Origin of the sequence: Microbacterium sp. 77mftsu3.1 (genome assembly GCF_900100525.1) — a bacterium.
In the GTDB taxonomy this organism is placed as follows: Bacteria; Actinomycetota; Actinomycetes; order Actinomycetales; family Microbacteriaceae; genus Microbacterium; species Microbacterium aquilitoris.
This window is the reverse complement of record NZ_FNCR01000006.1, coordinates 131,705-150,752: the sequence shown is the minus strand read 5'-3', so window position 1 is coordinate 150,752 and position 19,048 is coordinate 131,705. Positions and strand designations below refer to the sequence as shown.

Annotated in this window: 24 protein-coding genes; 20 read left to right on the top strand and 4 right to left on the bottom strand. The window is 68.5% G+C overall.

What is annotated here, in order from left to right:
* Positions 1-88 precede the first annotated feature (88 nt).
* The 4 genes from fliW to flgN are packed head-to-tail and all read right to left on the bottom strand — an operon-like array spanning position 89 to position 3,237.
* On the bottom strand, positions 89-454 hold the full coding sequence (gene fliW / locus BLR68_RS15550; RefSeq protein WP_018185981.1) for a flagellar assembly protein FliW: 366 nt from the start codon (positions 452-454) through the stop codon (positions 89-91).
* The gene (gene flgL / locus BLR68_RS15545; RefSeq protein ID WP_018185980.1) at positions 451-1,335 is read right to left on the bottom strand and encodes a flagellar hook-associated protein FlgL; all 885 of its coding nucleotides are present in this window, start codon (positions 1,333-1,335) and stop codon (positions 451-453) included. Before flgL ends, fliW begins: the two co-directional genes overlap by 4 nt.
* Positions 1,336-1,349: 14 nt before the next feature.
* On the bottom strand, positions 1,350-2,741 hold the full coding sequence (flgK, locus tag BLR68_RS15540) for a flagellar hook-associated protein FlgK (RefSeq protein WP_026302782.1): 1,392 nt from the start codon (positions 2,739-2,741) through the stop codon (positions 1,350-1,352).
* A gap of 13 nt (positions 2,742-2,754) precedes the next feature.
* Positions 2,755-3,237 (bottom strand): flagellar export chaperone FlgN, encoded by a 483-nt coding sequence (gene flgN / locus BLR68_RS15535; protein ID WP_026302781.1) that lies wholly within the window; start codon positions 3,235-3,237, stop codon positions 2,755-2,757.
* A 205-nt stretch (positions 3,238-3,442) separates the two neighbouring features.
* On the opposite strand from flgN, the gene BLR68_RS15530 reads away from it, so the two are divergent.
* The 20 genes from BLR68_RS15530 to fliN all read left to right on the top strand — a co-directional run bounded on the left by BLR68_RS15530 (position 3,443) and on the right by fliN (position 19,047).
* A complete protein-coding gene (locus tag BLR68_RS15530) occupies positions 3,443-4,210 on the top strand; it encodes a sigma-70 family RNA polymerase sigma factor (protein WP_018185977.1) in 768 nt (255 codons plus the stop codon).
* 96 nt (positions 4,211-4,306) lie between these two features.
* Positions 4,307-5,671 (top strand): flagellar filament capping protein FliD, encoded by a 1,365-nt coding sequence (fliD, locus tag BLR68_RS15525; protein WP_018185976.1) that lies wholly within the window; start codon positions 4,307-4,309, stop codon positions 5,669-5,671.
* A 2-nt stretch (positions 5,672-5,673) separates the two neighbouring features.
* Positions 5,674-6,063: a flagellar export chaperone FliS gene (gene fliS, locus BLR68_RS15520; protein ID WP_018185975.1), complete on the top strand. Its 390-nt coding sequence runs from the start codon at positions 5,674-5,676 to the stop codon at positions 6,061-6,063.
* Complete coding sequence (locus BLR68_RS15515) at positions 6,060-6,329, top strand: hypothetical protein (protein ID WP_018185974.1); 270 nt, start codon at positions 6,060-6,062, stop codon at positions 6,327-6,329. Before fliS ends, BLR68_RS15515 begins: the two co-directional genes overlap by 4 nt.
* A 102-nt stretch (positions 6,330-6,431) precedes the next feature.
* Positions 6,432-6,773: a flagellar basal body rod protein FlgB gene (locus BLR68_RS15510; protein ID WP_018185973.1), complete on the top strand. Its 342-nt coding sequence runs from the start codon at positions 6,432-6,434 to the stop codon at positions 6,771-6,773.
* Positions 6,770-7,162: a flagellar basal body rod protein FlgC gene (locus BLR68_RS15505; RefSeq protein ID WP_018185972.1), complete on the top strand. Its 393-nt coding sequence runs from the start codon at positions 6,770-6,772 to the stop codon at positions 7,160-7,162. Before BLR68_RS15510 ends, BLR68_RS15505 begins: the two co-directional genes overlap by 4 nt.
* The gene (gene fliE, locus BLR68_RS15500; RefSeq protein ID WP_018185971.1) at positions 7,162-7,473 is read left to right on the top strand and encodes a flagellar hook-basal body complex protein FliE; all 312 of its coding nucleotides are present in this window, start codon (positions 7,162-7,164) and stop codon (positions 7,471-7,473) included. Before BLR68_RS15505 ends, fliE begins: the two co-directional genes overlap by 1 nt.
* Entirely contained in the window at positions 7,473-9,080 is a 1,608-nt protein-coding gene (fliF, locus tag BLR68_RS15495; protein WP_018185970.1) for a flagellar basal-body MS-ring/collar protein FliF, read from the top strand. Before fliE ends, fliF begins: the two co-directional genes overlap by 1 nt.
* Positions 9,077-10,078, top strand: coding sequence for a flagellar motor switch protein FliG (fliG, locus tag BLR68_RS15490; protein ID WP_018185969.1), 1,002 nt, complete (start codon positions 9,077-9,079; stop codon positions 10,076-10,078). The genes fliF and fliG overlap by 4 nt, the downstream gene beginning before the upstream one ends.
* Complete coding sequence (locus BLR68_RS15485; protein ID WP_018185968.1) at positions 10,068-10,670, top strand: FliH/SctL family protein; 603 nt, start codon at positions 10,068-10,070, stop codon at positions 10,668-10,670. The genes fliG and BLR68_RS15485 overlap by 11 nt, the downstream gene beginning before the upstream one ends.
* Complete coding sequence (locus BLR68_RS15480) at positions 10,667-11,962, top strand: FliI/YscN family ATPase (RefSeq protein ID WP_018185967.1); 1,296 nt, start codon at positions 10,667-10,669, stop codon at positions 11,960-11,962. The genes BLR68_RS15485 and BLR68_RS15480 overlap by 4 nt, the downstream gene beginning before the upstream one ends.
* Positions 11,959-12,381, top strand: coding sequence for a flagellar export protein FliJ (locus BLR68_RS15475; protein WP_018185966.1), 423 nt, complete (start codon positions 11,959-11,961; stop codon positions 12,379-12,381). The genes BLR68_RS15480 and BLR68_RS15475 overlap by 4 nt, the downstream gene beginning before the upstream one ends.
* Positions 12,378-13,856: a flagellar hook-length control protein FliK gene (locus BLR68_RS15470; RefSeq protein WP_020411041.1), complete on the top strand. Its 1,479-nt coding sequence runs from the start codon at positions 12,378-12,380 to the stop codon at positions 13,854-13,856. The genes BLR68_RS15475 and BLR68_RS15470 overlap by 4 nt, the downstream gene beginning before the upstream one ends.
* A 15-nt stretch (positions 13,857-13,871) precedes the next feature.
* Positions 13,872-14,300: a flagellar hook capping FlgD N-terminal domain-containing protein gene (locus BLR68_RS15465; protein WP_018185965.1), complete on the top strand. Its 429-nt coding sequence runs from the start codon at positions 13,872-13,874 to the stop codon at positions 14,298-14,300.
* A gap of 33 nt (positions 14,301-14,333) precedes the next feature.
* Positions 14,334-15,485: a flagellar hook protein FlgE gene (locus BLR68_RS15460; RefSeq protein WP_018185964.1), complete on the top strand. Its 1,152-nt coding sequence runs from the start codon at positions 14,334-14,336 to the stop codon at positions 15,483-15,485.
* 116 nt (positions 15,486-15,601) lie between these two features.
* Entirely contained in the window at positions 15,602-15,832 is a 231-nt protein-coding gene (locus tag BLR68_RS15455; protein ID WP_018185963.1) for a flagellar FlbD family protein, read from the top strand.
* A complete protein-coding gene (locus tag BLR68_RS15450; protein ID WP_018185962.1) occupies positions 15,832-16,623 on the top strand; it encodes a motility protein A in 792 nt (263 codons plus the stop codon). Before BLR68_RS15455 ends, BLR68_RS15450 begins: the two co-directional genes overlap by 1 nt.
* Positions 16,620-17,447, top strand: a complete 828-nt coding sequence (locus BLR68_RS15445; protein ID WP_081626419.1) for an OmpA/MotB family protein — start codon at positions 16,620-16,622, stop codon at positions 17,445-17,447. Before BLR68_RS15450 ends, BLR68_RS15445 begins: the two co-directional genes overlap by 4 nt.
* Before the next feature lie 23 nt (positions 17,448-17,470).
* Positions 17,471-18,400, top strand: coding sequence for a flagellar motor switch protein FliM (locus tag BLR68_RS15440; RefSeq protein WP_018185960.1), 930 nt, complete (start codon positions 17,471-17,473; stop codon positions 18,398-18,400).
* On the top strand, positions 18,397-19,047 hold the full coding sequence (fliN, locus tag BLR68_RS15435) for a flagellar motor switch protein FliN (protein WP_018185959.1): 651 nt from the start codon (positions 18,397-18,399) through the stop codon (positions 19,045-19,047). The genes BLR68_RS15440 and fliN overlap by 4 nt, the downstream gene beginning before the upstream one ends.
* Position 19,048 lies beyond the last annotated feature (1 nt).

Below are 19,048 nucleotides of genomic sequence, written 5' to 3'. Positions count from 1 at the left end.
CCTCTCATGTGCGCGGCTCGGCGCTGAAGTGAGGGCATGAAGAAGCGCCCCCGCGAAACGGCGGGGGCGCCTCGTTCTTCAGCCCTGATCAGGCAAGCGTTGCGTCCAGCGGCAGGTCCTGACCTTCGAGGATGACCTGGACGGCGACCCCCGTGGTGGCGCTGACGACGATGGGGGCCAGCAGGTTCAGGCAGACACCTTCGGGCGTCGAGCGAGCCACCGACAGCAGGGTGACACCGTCCTGCGCGTTCAGGGCGTCGATGGTCTCGTCGGGCAGGACCGGTGCGTAGTCGGGGAACAGGACGGAGGGGTCCACGACGAACAGCCGCAGGTCCGGGTCTGCGACGGCGCGCAGGGTGAAGAGCGACTCGCTGCCATCGACGGGGGTCAGGTCGAAGGCGGTGTGAGCGCCGAGGCCGGAGATGGGGGCGAGGAAGGTGAGACGAGCGGTCATCGGAGGTACTCCATCAGGGTTGGGGGAAGGACACGGGCGGTTACGGCGAGGGCGGACTGGTAGACGAGCTCCGCGGATTGGAGCTGGACGATGACGTGGGCGGTGTCGACGTCTTCGACGGCGGCGCGCTGCTCTTCGAGGGAGACACCGTCGCTGAGGGCGACCTGCTTCGAACGTTCGATCGCGGCCTGGCTGGCTCCGACAGCACCCTGAGCGCCGAGCATGGACTGGCGGCGGTCGTCGATGGCGGCGATGTGCCCGCCGATGTTGTTTCCTGCGCGGAGGTCTGAGGCCATCCGGTCCACGAGCGCGAAGACGGAGTCGGCGCCGACACCGAACACGGCGACACCATCGGCGTCCACGCGGACGCTCTGCCCGTCGGCGACCTTGCGGGTGACCTCGGCTCCGGCGACGCCGCTGTGAGCGTAGGTGGTCCGGTCGAAGGCGGCGGTCCCGGAGGTTCCAGCGAAGACGGGGCGGCCGAGGTAGGTGCCGTTGGCCTGAGAGAGCAGCTCGTCACGGAGCGAGTCGAGTTCCTTCGCGATGGCGTTGCGGGCGACATCGTCGATGGCTCCTGTGTTGGAGCCCTGGATGGCGAGGTCTCGCACTCGGCCTAGCAGGGTGACGGAGCTGCTGATCGCACTGTCGGCGGTGGAGGTCCACCCGAGACCGTCGTTGATGTTGCGGGTGTACTGCTCGTTGCGTTCCTGCGCAGCGTGCAGGCTCATCGCCTTCGCCGCGGCGGAAGGGTCCTGGGATGCGGCGGTGAAGGTGCGCTGGCTGGTCGCCTTCTCCTGCAGTCGGGCGAGGTCCTGCATGTTGCCCTGAAGGTTGCGCAGGGCGGTGTTGGCCATCGAGTGCGATGTGACGCGGGTGATCATGGGGTGGCTCCGAGTCAGCGGCCGACGAGGCCGGTGCGGTTGATGAGGATGTCGAGGGCTTCGTCCACCGCGGTGAGCGCGCGAGCGGCGGCCTGGTAGGCCGTCTGGTGCTGCATGAGCTGCACGGTCTCCTCGTCGTTGTCCACGGAGGAGAGGGAAGCCTGCGCGCTGACGGCGGCAACGGTGGTGATCTCCGCCCGCTCTGCGCGGCCGAGGTCGGTGGAGACGATGCCACCGATGTCGGCGATGACCTTCCCCCACAGTTCGGAGGGCCCACCGATGCCGCGGCCTGCGTCTGCGATGGCCTCGGCGTTGCTGCCGTCCTTCGCGCCCGATCCCGGGCGCGCGACGGCGAGGTCGGCGAGGGAGGTGACGGCGACGCTGAGGCTGACGGCTGCGGGGCCGCCGGGGGCGATGGTGAAGAACTCGCCGCCTACCGCACCGGAGGAGGTGACCCCGGCCTGATGCTGAGTGTTGACGGTGTCCGCGAGGGAGCGGGCGAGGTCGTTGTAGGAGCCGGCGAGCTTGGCGAGCACGCCGTCAGGTGCGACCGCAGCGATCGCGCCGCCGAGCTCACCCCCGACCGCCTGGATGGGGACCCCGTCAGCCCATGACACGGTTGTCGGTGTGCCCTGCTCGAGCGAGGTGGGGTTGGTGACGCTCAGGTGCCGGGCGTTCGTCCCCGACACGAGGGCGTTACCGTCCACGCGGAGGGTCATTGTTCCGTCCTTCTCCACCGTGCCGGTCGCGCCCGACAGACGGGCGACCTTCTGGGCGAGGAGGTTCCGGGCGTCGACGAGTTCGTTGGCGGATCCGCCGGCGGCGAGGGTGTCGCGGATGGAGCGGTTCAGGTCCGCGACCTCATCGGCGGCCGCGTTCACCTGGGTGGCGATGATGCCGGTGGAGCGGTTGGCGTCATCCCACTGACCGGACACGGCGCGGTAGCCCTCACCGATCTGGGCGGTCAGCAGCTTCGCGTTGCTGAGGACAACCTCACCGGATGCAGCCGAGTCCGGGGTGTTGGAGAGGTCGCTCAGGCGGGACCAGAACTGGTTCATCTTCGTGGACAGTCCGTCCGGGCCGGGCTCGGCGAGGGTCTTCTCAGCGGTGACGGCGACGGCTGCTTTCGTGGACCAGAAGCCGCTGGCGGCGAGGGTGTCGCGCACCCGTGCGTCCAAGACGTTGTCGCCCAGGCGCGAGATGCCGGTCACATCGACACCGCCGCCGACCTTCGGGCCGAGGGTGAACCGGCTGCCGTCCACGGAGGCGCGGCCTGCCGTCTCGACCCGCTGGCGGGTGTAGCCCTCGGTCTTCTGGTTGGCGATGTTCTGTGTCGCCACGTTCATGCCCTGACGGGCGGCCTGGAGTGCGCTGGCGGCGCTACTGAGCCCACTGAAAGTCGACATCGTGTCCTTCGGGTCAGATCGTCTTGTCGACGATGCGGGCGAGGTCCTCGCGGACCCGCTCGCCGGTGGTGGAGTACTCGCCGGCATCATCGGTGACGCTCGCGAGGGTGTCCGCGATGGCACGGCTGGCGGTGCGCAGGTACGTCACGTTCACGCCCTTCGCGTGCTCGAGTTCGGACATCAGGGCCATGAGCGCGGAGCGGTGCTCGCCGAGGATCTCGCGCCACGCTTCCGACGGAGCGGCAGCGATGAGTTCGTTCAGCGTGGAGGCGTCTGGGGCACCCCACTGGGCACCGAGCGCCGCGATTTCCACGTCGCGCGACAGCGCGGCGCTTCGAACCAGGGCCAGGACGGATTCGACCTCACGGGTGGCGAAGTGCACGAAGCGCACGTTCTGGCTTTCGAGCAGCAGGCGCTGCACGTCCACCTTGAACAGCAGCAGCTCCAGGAGCTCACGCTCCCGCCACAGCTGCATGGATACCTCTGTGGCCCCCATGGTCTTCCCCTCGGTCGTTGTTGACAGCCCCTCGACTGGTGCCGCAGATGGCGGCTCGCCTTCCTCTATCGGGCGCTTCCTCCCATGCGTTACCCGCCTCTTCTCTGGCGGCCCCTCACGCATAGGCCTCTCGCAACCCCGAGGCCCACCTTCCTCGCGCCTCCCCAGCGGGCGTGAGGGTCACAGGAAGACACCACTCCCCCACATGCCTGACCTTGTTGAGCGCAATCAGCTCATCGAAGCCAACCTCCCTCTCGTCGGATACATCGCGCGCAAGGAGCACGCGGCCGCCAACCACCTCCCTTTGGAGGACCTGGCCGGCGCCGGAGCGCTCGCGCTCGTGAAGGCCGCTGACACCTTCGACCCCAGCCGTGGCGTCCCGTTCGGGGCGTACGCGCGCCAACTCATCACCTTCGCGATCAAGGAGGAGATGCGGTCGATGGACTGGGCGACCCGCGGTGTCCGCCAGCGCATCAAGAAGGTGACCGAGATGCGGGAACAGCTCTCAGCGAGCCTCGGCCGTACCGTCACCGCGGAGGAGATCTCCGACACGCTCGGGATGGCGCTGGATGAGGTGCAGGACGCGTTGCAGTCCACCTCGAAGGTCATCGACTTGGAAGGCTCGGCCGCCTACCAGGTGCACGCGGTCGTCGCACTCCCCGAGGAGAGCGCCGTGATGTCCGACCGGCGCGACGTTCTGCAGCGCGCCTTGGACGCTCTCCCCGAGCGAATGCGGGTCATCGTTCAGGGCGTCTACATCGAAGAGCGCCCTGTGAAGGACATCGCCGAGGAGCTCGGCGTCACCCACGGCGCCATCTCCCAGCAGCGCGGTGAGGCTATCCGCCTGCTGCGCGACGCGATGGAGAAGTTCCACCTCGACAGTGACGCCGAGCCCACCTCCACCCTCTCCCCCGCCACCCGCCGGGACTACCTCGCCCGTGTCGCGAAGTCCCGCTACGCGAGCGCGGACTAACCACCCGCCCGCACCTGCCGATAGGGAAAGCAAGGGGCTGCCGCCGCGCCCCCGCGAGCATCTGACCCTCCGCGGGTCACCAGCACAAGGAGTGTCATGGGTATCCAGTTCGACGGCCTGGCCTCGGGTCTGAAGACCGGCGAGATCATCGACGCGCTGATGAACGTGCAGAAGATTCCGCGGAACATGCTGAGCGCGAAGACGACCGAGAAGCAAACGCTCATCACGCAGTTCCAGTCGCTGAACACCTCCCTTCAGAACCTCTTCGAGACCTCGAAGAAGAACACCGGCGCCGACGCTCTCGCCCAGATGCAGACCTCCTCCTCAAACGAGGCGGTGAAGGTGACCGCAAAAGCGGGAACCGCCTCCTCGGCGACGTCAGTGCAGGTGGACAAGACCGCTGCCGCTCACTCGATCGTCACCGCGGCGGTGAAGGACTTCGGTGAGCAGCTGGGGTTCACCATCCGCAACTCCAAGGGGGAGCTCACCGAGCTCGCCCCCACCTCGAGCTCGCCTCAGGACCTCGCCCGCGCCATCAACGCCGCCGGCGCCGGTGTGAAGGCCTCGGCGATCGCTGCGGGCAAGGATGCCGACGGCAACAACCTCTACCGCCTGCAGGTCACCGCCGAGGAGACCGGCACGGCAAGCGAGTTCACCCTGTTCGCTGGCGACTCCCTGGCCGTTGGGGCCGACGGCGGCACTGACCTCGCTGCGGCCGTCGTGACCGAAGGCCGTGACGCACAGGTGCGCCTGTGGGCGGGGACGGACGCCGAGCAGGTGGTCACCTCGAAGACGAACACCTTCACCGACCTGCTCCCCGGTGTCGACATCACCATTTCGAAGGTGCCCGACGCAGCAGTGGACATCACGGTCGCCACGGACACCGCTGCGCGCACGACAGCAGCCGAGACCTACGTCAAGCAGATCCAGGCGCTCATGACGGGCCTGGCCAACGGCTCGAAGGCAACGACCGCCACCGCCCCTGGGGAGACGACCCGTCTGGGCGTGTTCACCGGCGACAGCACCATCCGGCAGCTCCGCACCTCGCTCGCCAACGCCGTCCAGTACCCCGTCGATGGTGTGTCCCCCTCCACCATCGGCATCTCGTTCGACAAGTTCGGTGCGCTGCAGTTCGACAAGGAGAAGTTCACCGCCGCCATCGAGAAGGACCCGGCCGCCGTGGACAAGGTCTTCAAGGGCATCTCCTCGCGCGTTCAGGGTGTCGCCGATGACTACTCGGACAAGTACGACGGCCTCATCACGTCGAAGATCACCGGTCAGGAGACCGAGGTCCGGGCGATGAAGAAGCAGGTCGAAAGCTGGGATGTGCGCCTCGAACAGCGCAAGGCCAGCCTCCAGCGGACGTACTCGTCGCTGGAAACGATGATGTCGCGGATGCAGTCCCAGTCCGGGTTCCTGTCCGCTCAGATGAACTCTCTGCCCGCCAACTCTCGAAACTGACGATGACCAACCTGAACCCTCTCAAGGCGCAGCAGCGCTACCGTGAAAACGCCATCCTCTCCGCCAGCCCCGAACGTCTCGTGACGATGCTCTACGACCGGCTCCTCCTCGACATCGAGCAGGCGCTGACTGCGCAGGAAGCCGAGAAGTGGCCCGAAGCGACCGAGAAGCTGATGCACGCTCAGGCGATCGTCGCCGAGCTGTCTGCAACCCTGACGAACGACTGGGACGGCTCCGCTGACCTCAAGTCGCTGTACGCGCACCTGACGGCAACGCTCATCACCGCCAACATCCGCAAGAGCGCGGAGGACACCCGGAACTGCCGGACCATCGTCGCCCCGCTGCGGGAGGCATTCCACCAGGCGGCCGACGAGCTGGCCGCGCGCTCGTGACCCTCGAAGCGCAGTGGGAGCTCCTCCTCGACCAGTTCGAGTCAGAGCTTGCCCGCTCCGAGCCGTCCGAGGGCGGCTGGCTCATCCCCGAGGGGCCCGTCCCGCCAGCACTCGCAGAACGGGCCGAGAACGTACTCCAGCGCTTCCAAGCCCGCATCAGGGAAGTCGCATCGGAGATGGAACAGACCCGCGCTCACCTGGACGCCCTCGACCGAGTACCTCAAGGCGGACTCGACGTGCCCCGGTACGTCGAAATCGACGGCTAACGACCCGCCGCAGGCGACCGATAGGTCTTTTCGAGCAGGGATCGCTCATCCATCTGGCCAGGGATCGGCCACGGTACACCGTCACTGGAAGCTGTCCTCTCGATGCTCGAATCTGTCACCACGGCAGCGCTCACCAGCGCCCTGGACGGTCTCTCCCAGCGTCAGCGCGCGATCGCCGACAACATCGCCAACGTCAACACCCCCGGGTACAAGGCGAAGGTCGTCGCCTTCGAGCGCGCGCTCGCATCCTCGGTCGCCGCCGGCGACGGACGTACCACCCCGACCACCACCGAGTCGCTCGCACCGACGCGCATGGACGGGAACAACGTCAACCTCGACATCGAGACGCTCACCAACATCGAGACGGTCCTGCGCTACCAGTTCGCCTCGCAGGCTGTCGGTGGGTCGTTCAAGGGTGTCCAGACCGCTTTGAGGACCTCATGACCTTCGACGCCATCGGCATCTCCGCCTCCGGCCTGACCACCCACCGCAAGTGGCTCGACGCCATCAGCGACAACATCGCCAACATCAACACCGTCGTCTCCGGTGATGACGCGGCGTTCGCTGAACGGTTCGTCGAGGTCCAAGCCGACCGAGGCCAGCTCGGCGTCACCGCCACCGCCGCCCGCTACGGCGAGACCGAGGGCCGACTGGTCCACGAGCCGAACAACCCCCTGGCCAACGCCGACGGCTACGTCCGCTACCCCGACATCGACCTCGGTGAGCAGATGGCCCACCTCATCTCCGCCCAGCGTGGCTTCGAGGCCAACGCCGCTGTCGTGGACCGCGCGAAGAGCTCCTACGAGGCCGCCCTCCAGATCGGACGCAACTGATGCCCCTCCCCATCTCCGGCGTCGAGTCGGTCTCCCCCGCCTTCACTGTCCCCACCTTGCCCTCTGTCTCGTTGAGCTCCGTCGATGAAGGCAAGTCCTTCGCGCATAGCGTCACCGGAGCGGTCGACGGCCTGCGCGAAATGCAGTCCGAATCGAACCGCCTCGCTGTCGCCGCAGTCACGGGCGACCTCAATGACATCCACTCCGCAATGATCGCCTCCACCCGCGCGTCCGTGACGCTCGAGCTGGTGGCGGCCGTCCGCAACAAGGGTGTCGAAGCGTTCAACGAGATCATGAGGATGCAAGCCTGATGCCCCCGGCACTCACCAACACTTTCGCGCGACTGCGCAAGACCATCGACGGGTTCACGCTCGCCCAGCGCACCATCGCCATCATCGGCATCGCCGCCGTGGTGTTGGGAGGTGTCGCCCTCACGAGCTTCCTCACCAAGCCGACGCTCACTCCCCTGTTCTCCGGCCTCGCCGCCGAGGACGCGAGTGCGATCGTCGACCAGCTGAGCTCCGCGAACGTCTCCTACGAGCTCACCGACGGTGGGACGACCATCATGGTGCCCCAGGACGCCGTCTACCCGCAGCGTCTGGCCGCGGCCGCCGCTGGTCTTCCGGCCGGCGACACCGATGGCTACTCCCTGCTGGACAGCATGGGCGTCACCTCCTCCGAGTTCCAGCAGACGGTCACCTACAAGCGCGCCATCGAAGGCGAACTCGCCCGCACGATCGGCGCGGTCAAGGGTGTGAAGACCGCCAGCGTGAAGCTCGCCATCCCCGAGGAGTCCGTCTTCACCTCGGAGAAGGTCAACCCCACCGCCTCCGTGTTCGTGGAGACCGCGCGTGGTCAGAAGCTCTCCCCCACCCAGGTGGAATCCATCGTTCACCTCACCTCCGCCTCGGTCAGTGGCATGACCCCCGCCGACGTCGCCGTCATCGACCAGGAGGGCGCAACCCTCTCCGCCATCGGCTCGGGGACCAGCGGCAACCTCAACCAGCAGTCCAGCGAGTACGAGCTGCGAGTGGCCGCGAGCGTCCAGAAGATGCTGGACAAGGTCGTCGGGGTCGGCAACGCCACCGTCACCGTCGCAGCCGAAGTCGGCAACGCCACCCGCGAGCGCCTCGACGAGTCCTACTCCCCGGCCGCAGAGGGCACCCCGCCGCAGAGCGAGTCCACGACCTCCGAAACCCAGAAGGGCGGCCAGCGTGAAGCGGGCGTGCTCGGGACGGAGAAGACCGAGGACGTCGCCGAGGACGGTGAGTACGAGAAGGTCCAGACGACCAAGAACAACGTCGTCAACAAGTCCGTCGAGTCCACCAACACGCCCGCCGGCGCCATCTCCCGCCAGACCATCGCTGTCGCCATCAACCAGGGCGAGGCCGCAGGTGTGGACCTCGACCAGGTGGAAGGGCTCGTCGCCTCCGCCGCCGGAATCGACACCCGCCGCGGTGACGCGGTGACCGTGGAGATGGTCACCTTCTCCACCGCAGGTGCCGCCGAAGCCGAGGAGGCGCTGGACGCCGCCCGCAAGGCCGAAGAGGAAGAACGCGCAGCCGAGACGATGCAGACCGTCATCACGGTAGGCGGTGTCGCCGTCGTCGCCCTCGGCGCGCTCGTCGCCTTCCTCATCCTTCGCCGTCGCCGCGCCGCAGCCGATGAGGTCGCAGCCCAGATCGCCGCTGTTCCTCCCATCGTGGCCGCCGAGGTGCCGGACGAGGACCCCGAACCCGTCCTCACCATCCCCACCACTGTCGCCGTGACCTACACCGACGACGAGGGTGACGGAGTCGAGCCCCTCCAGGTGACCTTGGACCGCCGCCGGAAGGACGTGGGCGACTTCGCCCGCCGGAACCCCGAGCGCACCGCAGAGCACCTTCGCACCATCATCCGGAACGGAAAAGACGCATGACCGCCCTCACCGGCATCCAGACGGCCGCCGTGGTCGTCATGAACCTCGACCAGGCGGACGCGGTGGAGGTGCTCAAGAGCCTCAACGAGCAGGAGACCGAGGGCATCGTCGCCGAGATCATGCGGATGCGTGACCTGGACCAGCAGACCGTAGCCGACGCCCTGTCCCAGTTCAACCGCATCGCCCTCGGCCACCACCTCCCCGTCAAGGGCGGCCGGGATATCGCCACCTCGCTCCTGGAAGCGACGTACGGGTCCGAGAAGGCTGCGGGCGTCATGGCCAAGGTCTCCGCGACCGGTTCGGCGTTCGAGTTCCTGATGGGGCTGGAAGCAGCCCACATCGCGAGCCTCATCGACAACGAGCAGCCGTCGATGGTCGCCCTCGTCCTCGCTCACCTGTCCGACGCGACAGCCGCCGCGGTCCTCGCTGAGCTTCCCGAGTCCATCCGCGCTGAGGTGTCCCTGGCTATCGCCCTCATGGGCACGGCCTCCCCGGACGCTGTCACGATCGTCGCTGAGACCCTCCGCGCTCGCACCGGAACGTTCGCATCCAGCAACGGTGTGCCCGAGACGATCGGTGGCGTCCAGCAGCTCGTCGACATCATCAACCGCTCTGACGCGTCGGTGGAGAAGGCTCTGCTCGCCGAGCTTGAAGCGTCCGACCCCGTCCTGGCCGAGGACATCCGCTCCCGCATGTTCACCTTTGCCGACATCACCATCCTCGAAGACCGTGACGCGCAGGTTGTCCTCCGCGGTATCGACGTGCGTGTTCTCGCCCTCGCCCTCAAGAACGCCAGCGAGCCGGTCACCGACGTCATCCGCCGGAACATGACCGAGCGCAACCGCGAGGGCCTCGACGAGGAATCGAACTTGCTCGGCCAGGTCCGCCTCTCGCAGGTGGAGGAGGCGCGGTCCGAGATTGTGCGCGCCATCCGCGAGCTCGAAGCCACCGGCGCCATCACCATCCATCGCGGGTCGGAGGACGAGTATGTCAGCTGAGGGCTTCACCTCCCTCGACCTGCCCGTACTCGACACCCGCCCGTCCGCGGCAGTCGAAGCTGAGCAGCGTCGCGGGTTCGCCGCGGGCTACGCTGCCGGTCAGCGTCAGGCCCACCAGGAGGCATCCGCTGCGCGCGAGGTCGCCGGCCGCGAGCACGAAGCGCTCCTGGTGGACACCCGCGCTCGCGCACACGTTGCTCTCGGCGTGCTCGGGGACGCGCACCAGCAGATGCTCGAGCGAACCGCCTCGCTCGCGCGACAGGACGAGGACCAGGTGTTCGCCCTGGCCATCGAACTCGCCGAGACACTGCTGAGTGCGGAGCTGTCCGACCCGGTTCGCTCGGCGCAGTATGCCCTCTCGCGCGCGGCGGCCGCCTGCGATGACCTGGCGGAGGTCACTGTCATGGTCAGCACCCGGGACTTCGAGACGATGCAGGCCCGGGGCGCCGAGCCGGAGGGCGTCACCGTCCACGCTGCCGCAGACCTTGCTCCCGGAGATGTCGTCGTCAGCCACCCCGACGGTCTCGTGAACCTGCGTGTAGCGGATGCGATCGCGCGGGTGCGCGCGGACCTGTTCGGAGCAGACGAATGAGCCGGTGGTCAAGCGCCCTGACCGCTGCGCGCCCCGAGCAGATCGGCAAGGTCTCCCGGGCCATCGGCCTCGCCGTGGAAGTGCGCGGCCTCACCGCAGCCGTCGGCGACGTCGTCACCATCGCAGGGGACATCCCCGCCGAGGTCGTCGCCATCGAGCGCGGCACTCTGCGCTGCATGCCACTGGCCAAAGCCGCGGGTCTGAGCATCGGGGACCGCGTCAAGCGACAGTCCGGGGGCACCACCGTCCCCATCGGCCGCGGGCTCCTCGGTCGTGTGCTCGACGGCCTCGGCCGGCCCATCGACGGCCGCGGTCCGCTTCACGCTCCGCGTGTCCCCGCCGCTGGCGACTCCCCCGCCCCGATGGAACGAGCTCGCATCACTGAACCCATCAGCCTCGGCGTCCGCACCATCGACACTCTCACCCCCATGGGCAAGGGCCAGCGGATGGGCCTGTTCGCCGGGTCCGGAGTCGGCAAGTCCTCACTCCTGTCGATGGTCGCCCGCGGCACCACCGCCGACGTGAACGTCATCGCCCTCGTCGGCGAGCGCGGACGCGAGGTGCGCGAGTTCCTCGAAGACGACCTCGGACCCGAGGGCCTTGCCCGGTCGGTCGTAGTCGTCGCCACCAGCGACCAGCCCGCGATGGCCAGGCTTCGTGCAGCGTTCACCGCCACCCGCATCGCCGAGTCGTTCCGCGAGCAGGGTGAGGACGTCATGCTCATGATGGACTCGCTCACCCGCGTGGCAATGGCCCAGCGGGAAATCGGCCTCGCTGCCGGGGAGCCGCCGGCGACCCGCGGGTACCCGCCCTCCACCTTCCCCGTCCTTGCTCAGCTTCTCGAGCGCGCCGGCACTGACAGCCGCGGCTCCATCACCGGGGTCTACACCGTCCTCGTCGACGGGGACGACCACAACGAGCCCGTCGCCGACACGGTCCGCTCCATCCTCGACGGGCACCTGGTCCTCGATCGGAAGCTCGCGATCACCGGCCACCACCCCGCGATCGACGTGCTCGGGTCCGTCTCCCGCCTCGAGGGGAAGATCGCCTCCCGCGACCAGCGCCAGCAGGCGACCCTTCTGCGCTCGGTGATGGCCTCCCACCGTGACGCGCAGGACCTCATCGGCATCGGCGCGTACCAGCCCGGCGCGGACAAGAAGGTGGACGCGGGTGTCGCCCACGCTGACGCCATCCGTTCCTTCCTCACCCAGTCGTTGGATGAGAGCCCCCATGCTGACGAGTCGTGGCAGCGCCTCGCTCAACTCGTCAGCGGATTCGGAGTGACCCTGTGACCAAGAAGTTCGGCCTCGCTGGCCTCCTGCGCCTGCGCGGCATCCAGGAGCGTGACGCGGCGCAGACTCTCTCCCGAGCCAACCGTGACGAGCAGCGCACACAGGCGCGAGACAGGCAGCTCCGTGACGCGCTCTCGGTCTCCGGTTCCACTGTCACCGACAGCGCCAGCCTTCGCGCCCTGTCGGCGTCCCGGAGCGCGGCCCGCGGGTTGCTGTCAGACCTTCACGTGCTCGCTGAAGCCCAGCAGGTAGTCACCGCTCAGGCGCGTGAGGCTCACACGACGGCGCGCATAGGCGAACTCGGACTCACCAAGCTCGCGGAGGCACACGCCGCACGCGAGCAGGAGCGGGAGCTTGCCGCCGAGCAAGCCGAGCTGGATGAGATCGCGATTCGACCCAAGACCGAGGAGACCTCTTGAACGCTGCCGCCCTTCTCGGACGGACCGACACCCTCGCGCGCCCTGCCGCGACGGGCTTCGGCGCCTCCGCGACCGACGGCACCACGGCGACCGCTTTCGCGGATGTCGTCGCAGGTCTCACCGCACCCGCCGGCGACGAGGGCGAGGACCCCGAGCCAGCACCCACAGAGGTGGACGTGCGGGACCTTCCTGCTGCCATCTCCCCGCCGGTCATCTTCCTTTCCGCTGCCCATGTCGCAGCGGCCGGTCTTCCCCGTGAGGAGGTCCCGTCCTTCGCGGACGCCACGCCCGTGGATCTCCTCCCGGCGGAAGCCCCCGCAGTCGATGTCGCCCCGGTCACCACGGAAGGGCCGCTCCCCACGCCGCGGTACCTCTCGAGCACGTCTGCACCCACCGCGGCCGCCCCGACTTCGGAGCCCACCGCCCTCGGCAAGGTACAGGCCACGCCGGAGAACATGCCGGTGGCCACTTCTTCGCCGGCGCCCACCACCGCTCTCCCCGCCCCGTCAGCCGGTGCGACAGCAGCGGCCCCGTTCATGGCATCCCCGGCCGCGCCCCAGCCCGCCGCGTCCGAGGCTGCTGTCACGCAGGTCGCCGCCACACCGGTCATCGTTCCGCGCGCCATCGGCGGCGCGTCGAGTGCACCCGCGACGGTCGTCACGGACGAGACCACCCAGCCAGCGCCTCCGCACGCCCTTCCCACACCCGCCGCATCGAGCGGGCCGCCGCTCAAGCAGGCCGCAGAGCCGCAGACGGTCACCCGACCCTCTCCCGCCGAACCGGCCACTCTGACCACCGCTGCCGGGGTCACCTCGGCGGTGGCCACGACCTCGGCACCAGCGGCCGCGAGCATGACCGACGTGAAGCCCGCTCTGGCCCCTGTCACGCAGACAGCCAGCGCAGCATCGGTGGAGGTGAGCGGCTCCGGCACTCCCGCACCCGTCGCTCCCCCGACAAGCACCCCCGTCGAGGCTCCCGCCACCGTGCACACCCCGGCGCCGTCCGCTCGCCCCGCGCTGACCCCGCAGATTCACGCTCCCGTGATGGCGATGGCCAAGGCCGGCGAGGGCAATCACACCCTCACCCTCAAGGTCACCCCCGAGTCGCTGGGCACGGTCACCGTCAAGGCACACATCGTCGGCGGCCAGGTTCGCATCGAGCTTGCCGGTGCTACCGACGCCGGACGCGACGCGCTCCGCGGGATCCTCACCGACCTCCGCCGCGACCTTGCCGCGATCGCCCCGTCATCCTCCCTCTCCCTCGCCACCGGCGACGCGTCCACGAGCAGCGGCGGGCAAAGCCAGCCTGGCACTGCGTTCACCTCCTCCGGCAACGGCTCGGGCGCGGGCACCGCATCCCGCGACGCCGCAGCTCACGGCGGCGAGCGCCGGCCGCCCGCACCGCAGCCCGAGCCCGCATCAACCCCTTCCCCCACCCCGGCCCTCGCCTCCCACGGCGTGGACCTGTTCGCCTGAGCTGAAAGAGAGCGAATGACCGCCATCACAGGTGTTGCCCCCGCAGCGGCATCCCTTCCCACCTCGCCACTGGCCCCGACCAAGGCGCCGAAGCAGACCCTCGACTCCGAGACCTTCCTGCACCTGCTGACCACCCAGCTGCGCAACCAGGACCCGTCCTCGCCGATGAACACGAACGAGATGATGGCTCAGACCACCCAGCTCGCGTCCATGGAGCAGCTCACCTCGATGAGCAAGACCCTGACCGAGAACTTCGCGCTCGGCATGCGCGACATCGCGACCAGCCTCATCGGCAAGAGCGCCTCCTACATCGACGCCGATGGGAAGACCCAGACCGGCAAGGTCACCAAGGTCTCCTTCGAGGAGGGCGTTCCCGCCCTCACCATCGGCGACAAGACCGTCTCCCTCGACGCCGTCTCCGGCGTGAACGCTTCCGACTCCTGACCCCATCCCCCGCTTGAAAGGCACCACCACCAGATGATTCGCTCCCTCGGCTCCGGCGTCTCCGGACTTCGCGCACACCAGCAGAAGCTCGACGTCGCCGGCAACAACATCGCCAACGTCAACACCATCGGGTTCAAGGGCGGCAGCGTCCAGTTCCAGGACACGCTGTCTCAGCTCGCCAAGGGAGGCTCGGGCCCCGGCGCCGCCGGCGGCCAGAACCCCTCCCAGGTCGGCCTCGGCGTGCAGGTCGCCGCGGTCAAGACGAACTTCGCGCAGGGCGCAGCACAGTCCACCGGAGTGCCCACTGACCTGATGATCGCCGGCGAGGGGTTCTTCGTCGTCAACAACGGCGCGGAGAACCTCTACACCCGCAACGGTGGGTTCACCTTCGACTCCGCTAACCGCCTCGTCACCGCCGACGGCTCGCTCGTGCAGGGCTGGATGGCTCAGGACGGTGTCGTCGGGACCGGCGGCCCGCTCACCGGCATCACCATCCCGCAGGGCGCAACCTCCGCCGCTGAGGCGACCACGCGCGCCACCGTCACCGGCAACCTCCCCTCGGGGACGGCAGTCGGGGGTGAGATCGTCCGGGACATCACCGTCTACGACGCTCAGGGCTCCACCCGCCAGCTCGCGCTGACCTTCACCCGCACCGCCGGCGGCTGGGACGTCACCGACGGCACCACGACCGCATCGCTGACCCTCACCAACGGGGCACTCACCGGCGGCAACCTCAATGCTGGCGGCATCGACGTCAACCTCGCCGGGCTGACCGGATTCGCTGACCTCAACACGGTCGCTGTGACCGAGCGTGACGGCCGCGGATCGGGTTCGCTCGTGTCGTACTCCATCAGCAAGACCGGTGAGGTCGTCGGGTCGTTCTCCAACGGCTCCAGCGAGACGCTCGCCCAGGTCGCCCTCGCGAACTTCGGCAACCCCGAGGGCCTCGAGAAGGCGGGGAACTCGCAGTACCGCGCGGCCGCGAACTCCGGCATACCCACCGTCGGCGCTGCGGGAACGAACGGGCTCGGCTCGCTGCAGGCCGGCGTTCTTGAGATGTCGAACGTGGACCTCTCGCAGGAGTTCACCGACCTCATCGTCGCCCAGCGCGGCTTCCAGGCCAACGCTCGCATCATCACCACCAGCGACGAGGTCCTGCAGGAGCTCACCAACCTCAAGCGCTGAGGTCACGTCGGTGGCCGCCCGCCCTAACGCTGGGCGGGCGGCTGCCGACAGTTCATGAGAGGGCCCACCCTCTCCCGCTCTTCTTCACTCTCACCGACGCCCTCAGGAGGGCATGAATGATCACCCTCACCCGCTTCAACGGCGATCGCTTCGCGGTGAACCCCGACCTCATCCAGCGCGTACAGGCCACCCCCGACACTCACCTTGTCCTCGTCGACGGCACCTCCGTTCCCGTCAAGGAGAAGGTGGACGACGTCATCGCACTCACCGTCGAGTTCCGCGGACGCGTCCTGGCCTCCGCCCTGACACAAGCCGCCACCGCCGCGCGCACGGAGGGTGAAAACTGATGGACCCGTCCCTCATCATCGGCATCATCCTGGCCTTCGCCGGGCTGGTCGCCATGGCGCTACTCGAAGGCGCCCACCTCGAATCCCTCGTCCTCATCGCACCGATGGTCCTCGTGTTCGGCGCGACCATCGCCATCGGCATCGCCGGTGGCACCCTCCGCGACTTCGTCGGAGCGATCAAGTCGATCCCCCGGGCGTTCATCGGCCTGCGTGGCCCGGCGACACCGGACCTCATCGAGAAGGTCGCCGGCTACGCCGAGATCGCCCGCACGCAGGGCCTACTCGCTCTCGAAAGTGCTGTCGCCGACGAGAAGAGCCAGTTCATCAAGGAAGCCCTTCAGGACATCGCAGACGGCGTCGATGGTGAAACCCTCCGCCAGCTCATGAACGACAAGGCGGACTCCGCCGACTCGGCCAACCGGGTCTCGTCGCGCTTCTTCATGTCGATGGGCGGGTACGCCCCCACCGTCGGCATCATCGGTACCGTCGTCTCCCTCACCCACGTGCTCGAGAACCTGAGCGAGCCGGACAAGCTCGGCCACATGATCGCCGCAGCGTTCATCGCGACCCTGTGGGGCCTGCTGTCGGCGAACTTCATCTGGCTGCCCATCGGCACTCGCCTGAACCGCCTGGCCGACATCGAAGCCGAGCAGTCCCTCATGCTCACCGAAGGCATGCTCGCCGTCCAGGCCGGTGAGACCCCCAACACCGTCCGCGAGCGTCTGCTCGCCATCGCCCCGGCCGGCGGCAAGGCGAAGAAGAAGGCACCCTCCGGAGAGCGATCCGCATGAGCGGAGCACGAGGCCGGCGCCGCGGCGGCGGAGGCGGGCACGGCGGAGGCCACGAAGGACCAGACGAACGCTGGATGGCGTCCTACATGGACATGGTCACCGTCCTCATGTGCATGTTCATCGTGCTCTACGCGATGTCGTCCGTGGACCAGGACAAGTACGACGCTCTCCGCGCGTCACTGGCCACCGGGTTCGGCACCCAGGAGACCCAGACCGTCGACGCCTCCAAGGGCGTCATCGTCCCCGAGGAACTCCTCGACAAGAGCGGCGAGGGCTTCACGGAGCTGCACGCGAAGTCTGCGCTTCGTGAGCACGCCGCCCTCGACAAGCTCCAGGCCGACATCGAGCAGGCTCTCGACAAGGTCGGGCTCGACGGCGCCGCAACGTTCACCATCGACGAGCGCGGCCTGACCGTCGGCCTGGTCTCCTCGGACACGTTCTTCGAACCCAACAGCACCCGCCTGAGCACCAAAGCGCGCCGTGCGCTGAGTGCGATCGGCAGGGTCGTCGCGCCCGACAGCCGAGACCTGTCCATCGAGGGCCACGCCGACTACCGCCGCCCCGGCGGCGCGTTCCCCACCAACTGGGAGCTCTCCGCCTCCCGCGCCACAGGAGTGCTCCGCTACCTGGTGGAGGCCAGCGGAGTGGGAAGCACCCGTGTTCAGTCCGTCGGCTTCGGCTCGTCACGACCCATTGCGAAGGGTTCGTCCTACCAGGCGCTCGCCCAGAACCGCCGGGTGGACATCGTCGTGCTCTCCGACGCGGACGAGGCCACACGGGCGCTGCTGCCGAAGATCGAGAAGCTCCAGCAGGCGGAGCATTGAGCGCCCCCGCGCATAGGGACCCAGTGAAGAAGAAGACCCGCACCGTGGAGCCTGCCGCAGAGGCCGAGGCCGCGACACCTGAGCCGGAGCTCTACGACTTCGGGCGCCCCGCCTCCCTCTCCCGCGAGCACTCCCGGGCGCTCTCCGGCGCGTTCGATGCGTTCGCACGGACATGGGCGATGCAGCTGGCAACGAAGATCCGACTCCGCGCACAGGTCTCCCTCGCCAAGGTGGGCCTCGAGACCTACGACGAGTACGTCGCATCCGTCCCAGCCCAGACCACCCTCGTCGTCTCTGGCCTCCCAGACTCCGAGGAGCGAGGCATCGTGGAGTTCCCCCTGCCGACCGCCCTGTCGTGGATCTCCAAAATGATCGGCGGCGATGGCAGCAAGGGTGACGACCGCCCCCTCACCACGGTCGAGCAGGCCCTCCTCCGTGGCCTGATGGACGAGACCCTCGCGAACCTGCGGACCTCCCTCGGCGGCCTGCTCCCCGAGGACTTCACCGTCCGGGCCCTCCAGTACAACGCGGCGTTCGCCCAGGTCGCCGGCGCCCACGACCTCATGGTCGTCGCCCGCTTCGACCTCAAGCTCGCCGACACCATCGAGCACGCGACCATCGCACTGCCGGCGGTGAGCCTGCTCGAGCGGCTCTCCCACACCGCGTCCACTCCCGACCCCGACAGTGACCCGGCTCACCTCATCGAGCACATCGCCAACGTCTTGGTCGAGGTGTCCCTTCGCATGAGCGAGCAGACCATCAGCCCGGACAAGATCGCCCACCTCGCCGTCGGCGACGTCATCCCGCTCGCGCATAGGACCAACCGTCCGCTGGACCTCACCGTCGGCGGCCACCCCTTCGCGACCGCGTCGCTGGGGCAGTCCGGCAAACGTCTGGCCTGCACCGTGACGTCCCCTGAATCTCCTACATCTCTCTCCGAGGAGTCGAAATGACCACCCCCGCCCACGAGTCCGCAGCCGCAGCGTTCGCAGACCGCCTTCCCACCGCCGCTCCCACCACTGTCCGCCCCGCAGGCGTGGCCAGCGAGACCGGCGACGCGGTCGTCATCAGCGCGATCGGTGAGACCAGCGCCGACATCGCCGTCATCATCCTCGACGAGGCGGCTCTCGCCGACGGGTCCGAAAGCAGCCCCATCAGCGAGCGACTGCACACCGCGCTCGAGGCGGCAGCCGGCGCCATCGGCCCCGGCACGTTCGGGGCCCCGCAGGTCACCGATGCCTCCGGCGTCTTCGCCGACCCCACCGCCAGCGTCTACGACCTCCTCGGCAAGGGCGACAAGCTCATCGGCCGCCTCGCCGTTCGCATCACCCGCACCGGCGCTACCTCCACGTCCGACCCGCGCTGGGACCGCATCAAGGGCGTCGAGCTCGACCTCACGGTCGAAGTCGGGCGCACCCGCATGACCATCGGCGACGTCAACGAACTCAAGGTGAAGGACGTCATCGAACTGGACCGTTCGGCCGGCGCCCCCGCAGACATCAAGATCAACAACCGCCTCGTCGCCCACGGGGAGATCGTCGTCGTGGACCAGGACTACGCCGTCCGCATCACCCGCATCATCGACCCGTCGGAGGGGTGAC

Bases quoted from the DNA above. Each gene is read 5' to 3' on its own strand.
- BLR68_RS15455 (WP_018185963.1), top strand. From the start codon at position 15,602: ATGATCACCCTCACCCGCTTCAACGGCGATCGCTTCGCGGTGAACCCC.
- flgL (WP_018185980.1), bottom strand. From the start codon at position 1,335: ATGATCACCCGCGTCACATCGCACTCGATGGCCAACACCGCCCTGCGC.
- BLR68_RS15445 (WP_081626419.1), top strand. From the start codon at position 16,620: ATGAGCGGAGCACGAGGCCGGCGCCGCGGCGGCGGAGGCGGGCACGGC.
- BLR68_RS15530 (WP_018185977.1), top strand. From the start codon at position 3,443: ATGCCTGACCTTGTTGAGCGCAATCAGCTCATCGAAGCCAACCTCCCT.
- BLR68_RS15485 (WP_018185968.1), top strand. From the start codon at position 10,068: ATGTCAGCTGAGGGCTTCACCTCCCTCGACCTGCCCGTACTCGACACC.
- BLR68_RS15450 (WP_018185962.1), top strand. From the start codon at position 15,832: ATGGACCCGTCCCTCATCATCGGCATCATCCTGGCCTTCGCCGGGCTG.
- flgK (WP_026302782.1), bottom strand. From the start codon at position 2,741: ATGTCGACTTTCAGTGGGCTCAGTAGCGCCGCCAGCGCACTCCAGGCC.
- BLR68_RS15510 (WP_018185973.1), top strand. From the start codon at position 6,432: ATGCTCGAATCTGTCACCACGGCAGCGCTCACCAGCGCCCTGGACGGT.
- fliS (WP_018185975.1), top strand. From the start codon at position 5,674: ATGACCAACCTGAACCCTCTCAAGGCGCAGCAGCGCTACCGTGAAAAC.
- flgN (WP_026302781.1), bottom strand. From the start codon at position 3,237: ATGGGGGCCACAGAGGTATCCATGCAGCTGTGGCGGGAGCGTGAGCTC.
- fliW (WP_018185981.1), bottom strand. From the start codon at position 454: ATGACCGCTCGTCTCACCTTCCTCGCCCCCATCTCCGGCCTCGGCGCT.
- BLR68_RS15460 (WP_018185964.1), top strand. From the start codon at position 14,334: ATGATTCGCTCCCTCGGCTCCGGCGTCTCCGGACTTCGCGCACACCAG.
- BLR68_RS15480 (WP_018185967.1), top strand. From the start codon at position 10,667: ATGAGCCGGTGGTCAAGCGCCCTGACCGCTGCGCGCCCCGAGCAGATC.
- fliN (WP_018185959.1), top strand. From the start codon at position 18,397: ATGACCACCCCCGCCCACGAGTCCGCAGCCGCAGCGTTCGCAGACCGC.
- fliD (WP_018185976.1), top strand. From the start codon at position 4,307: ATGGGTATCCAGTTCGACGGCCTGGCCTCGGGTCTGAAGACCGGCGAG.
- fliF (WP_018185970.1), top strand. From the start codon at position 7,473: ATGCCCCCGGCACTCACCAACACTTTCGCGCGACTGCGCAAGACCATC.
- BLR68_RS15465 (WP_018185965.1), top strand. From the start codon at position 13,872: ATGACCGCCATCACAGGTGTTGCCCCCGCAGCGGCATCCCTTCCCACC.
- fliG (WP_018185969.1), top strand. From the start codon at position 9,077: ATGACCGCCCTCACCGGCATCCAGACGGCCGCCGTGGTCGTCATGAAC.
- BLR68_RS15505 (WP_018185972.1), top strand. From the start codon at position 6,770: ATGACCTTCGACGCCATCGGCATCTCCGCCTCCGGCCTGACCACCCAC.
- fliE (WP_018185971.1), top strand. From the start codon at position 7,162: ATGCCCCTCCCCATCTCCGGCGTCGAGTCGGTCTCCCCCGCCTTCACT.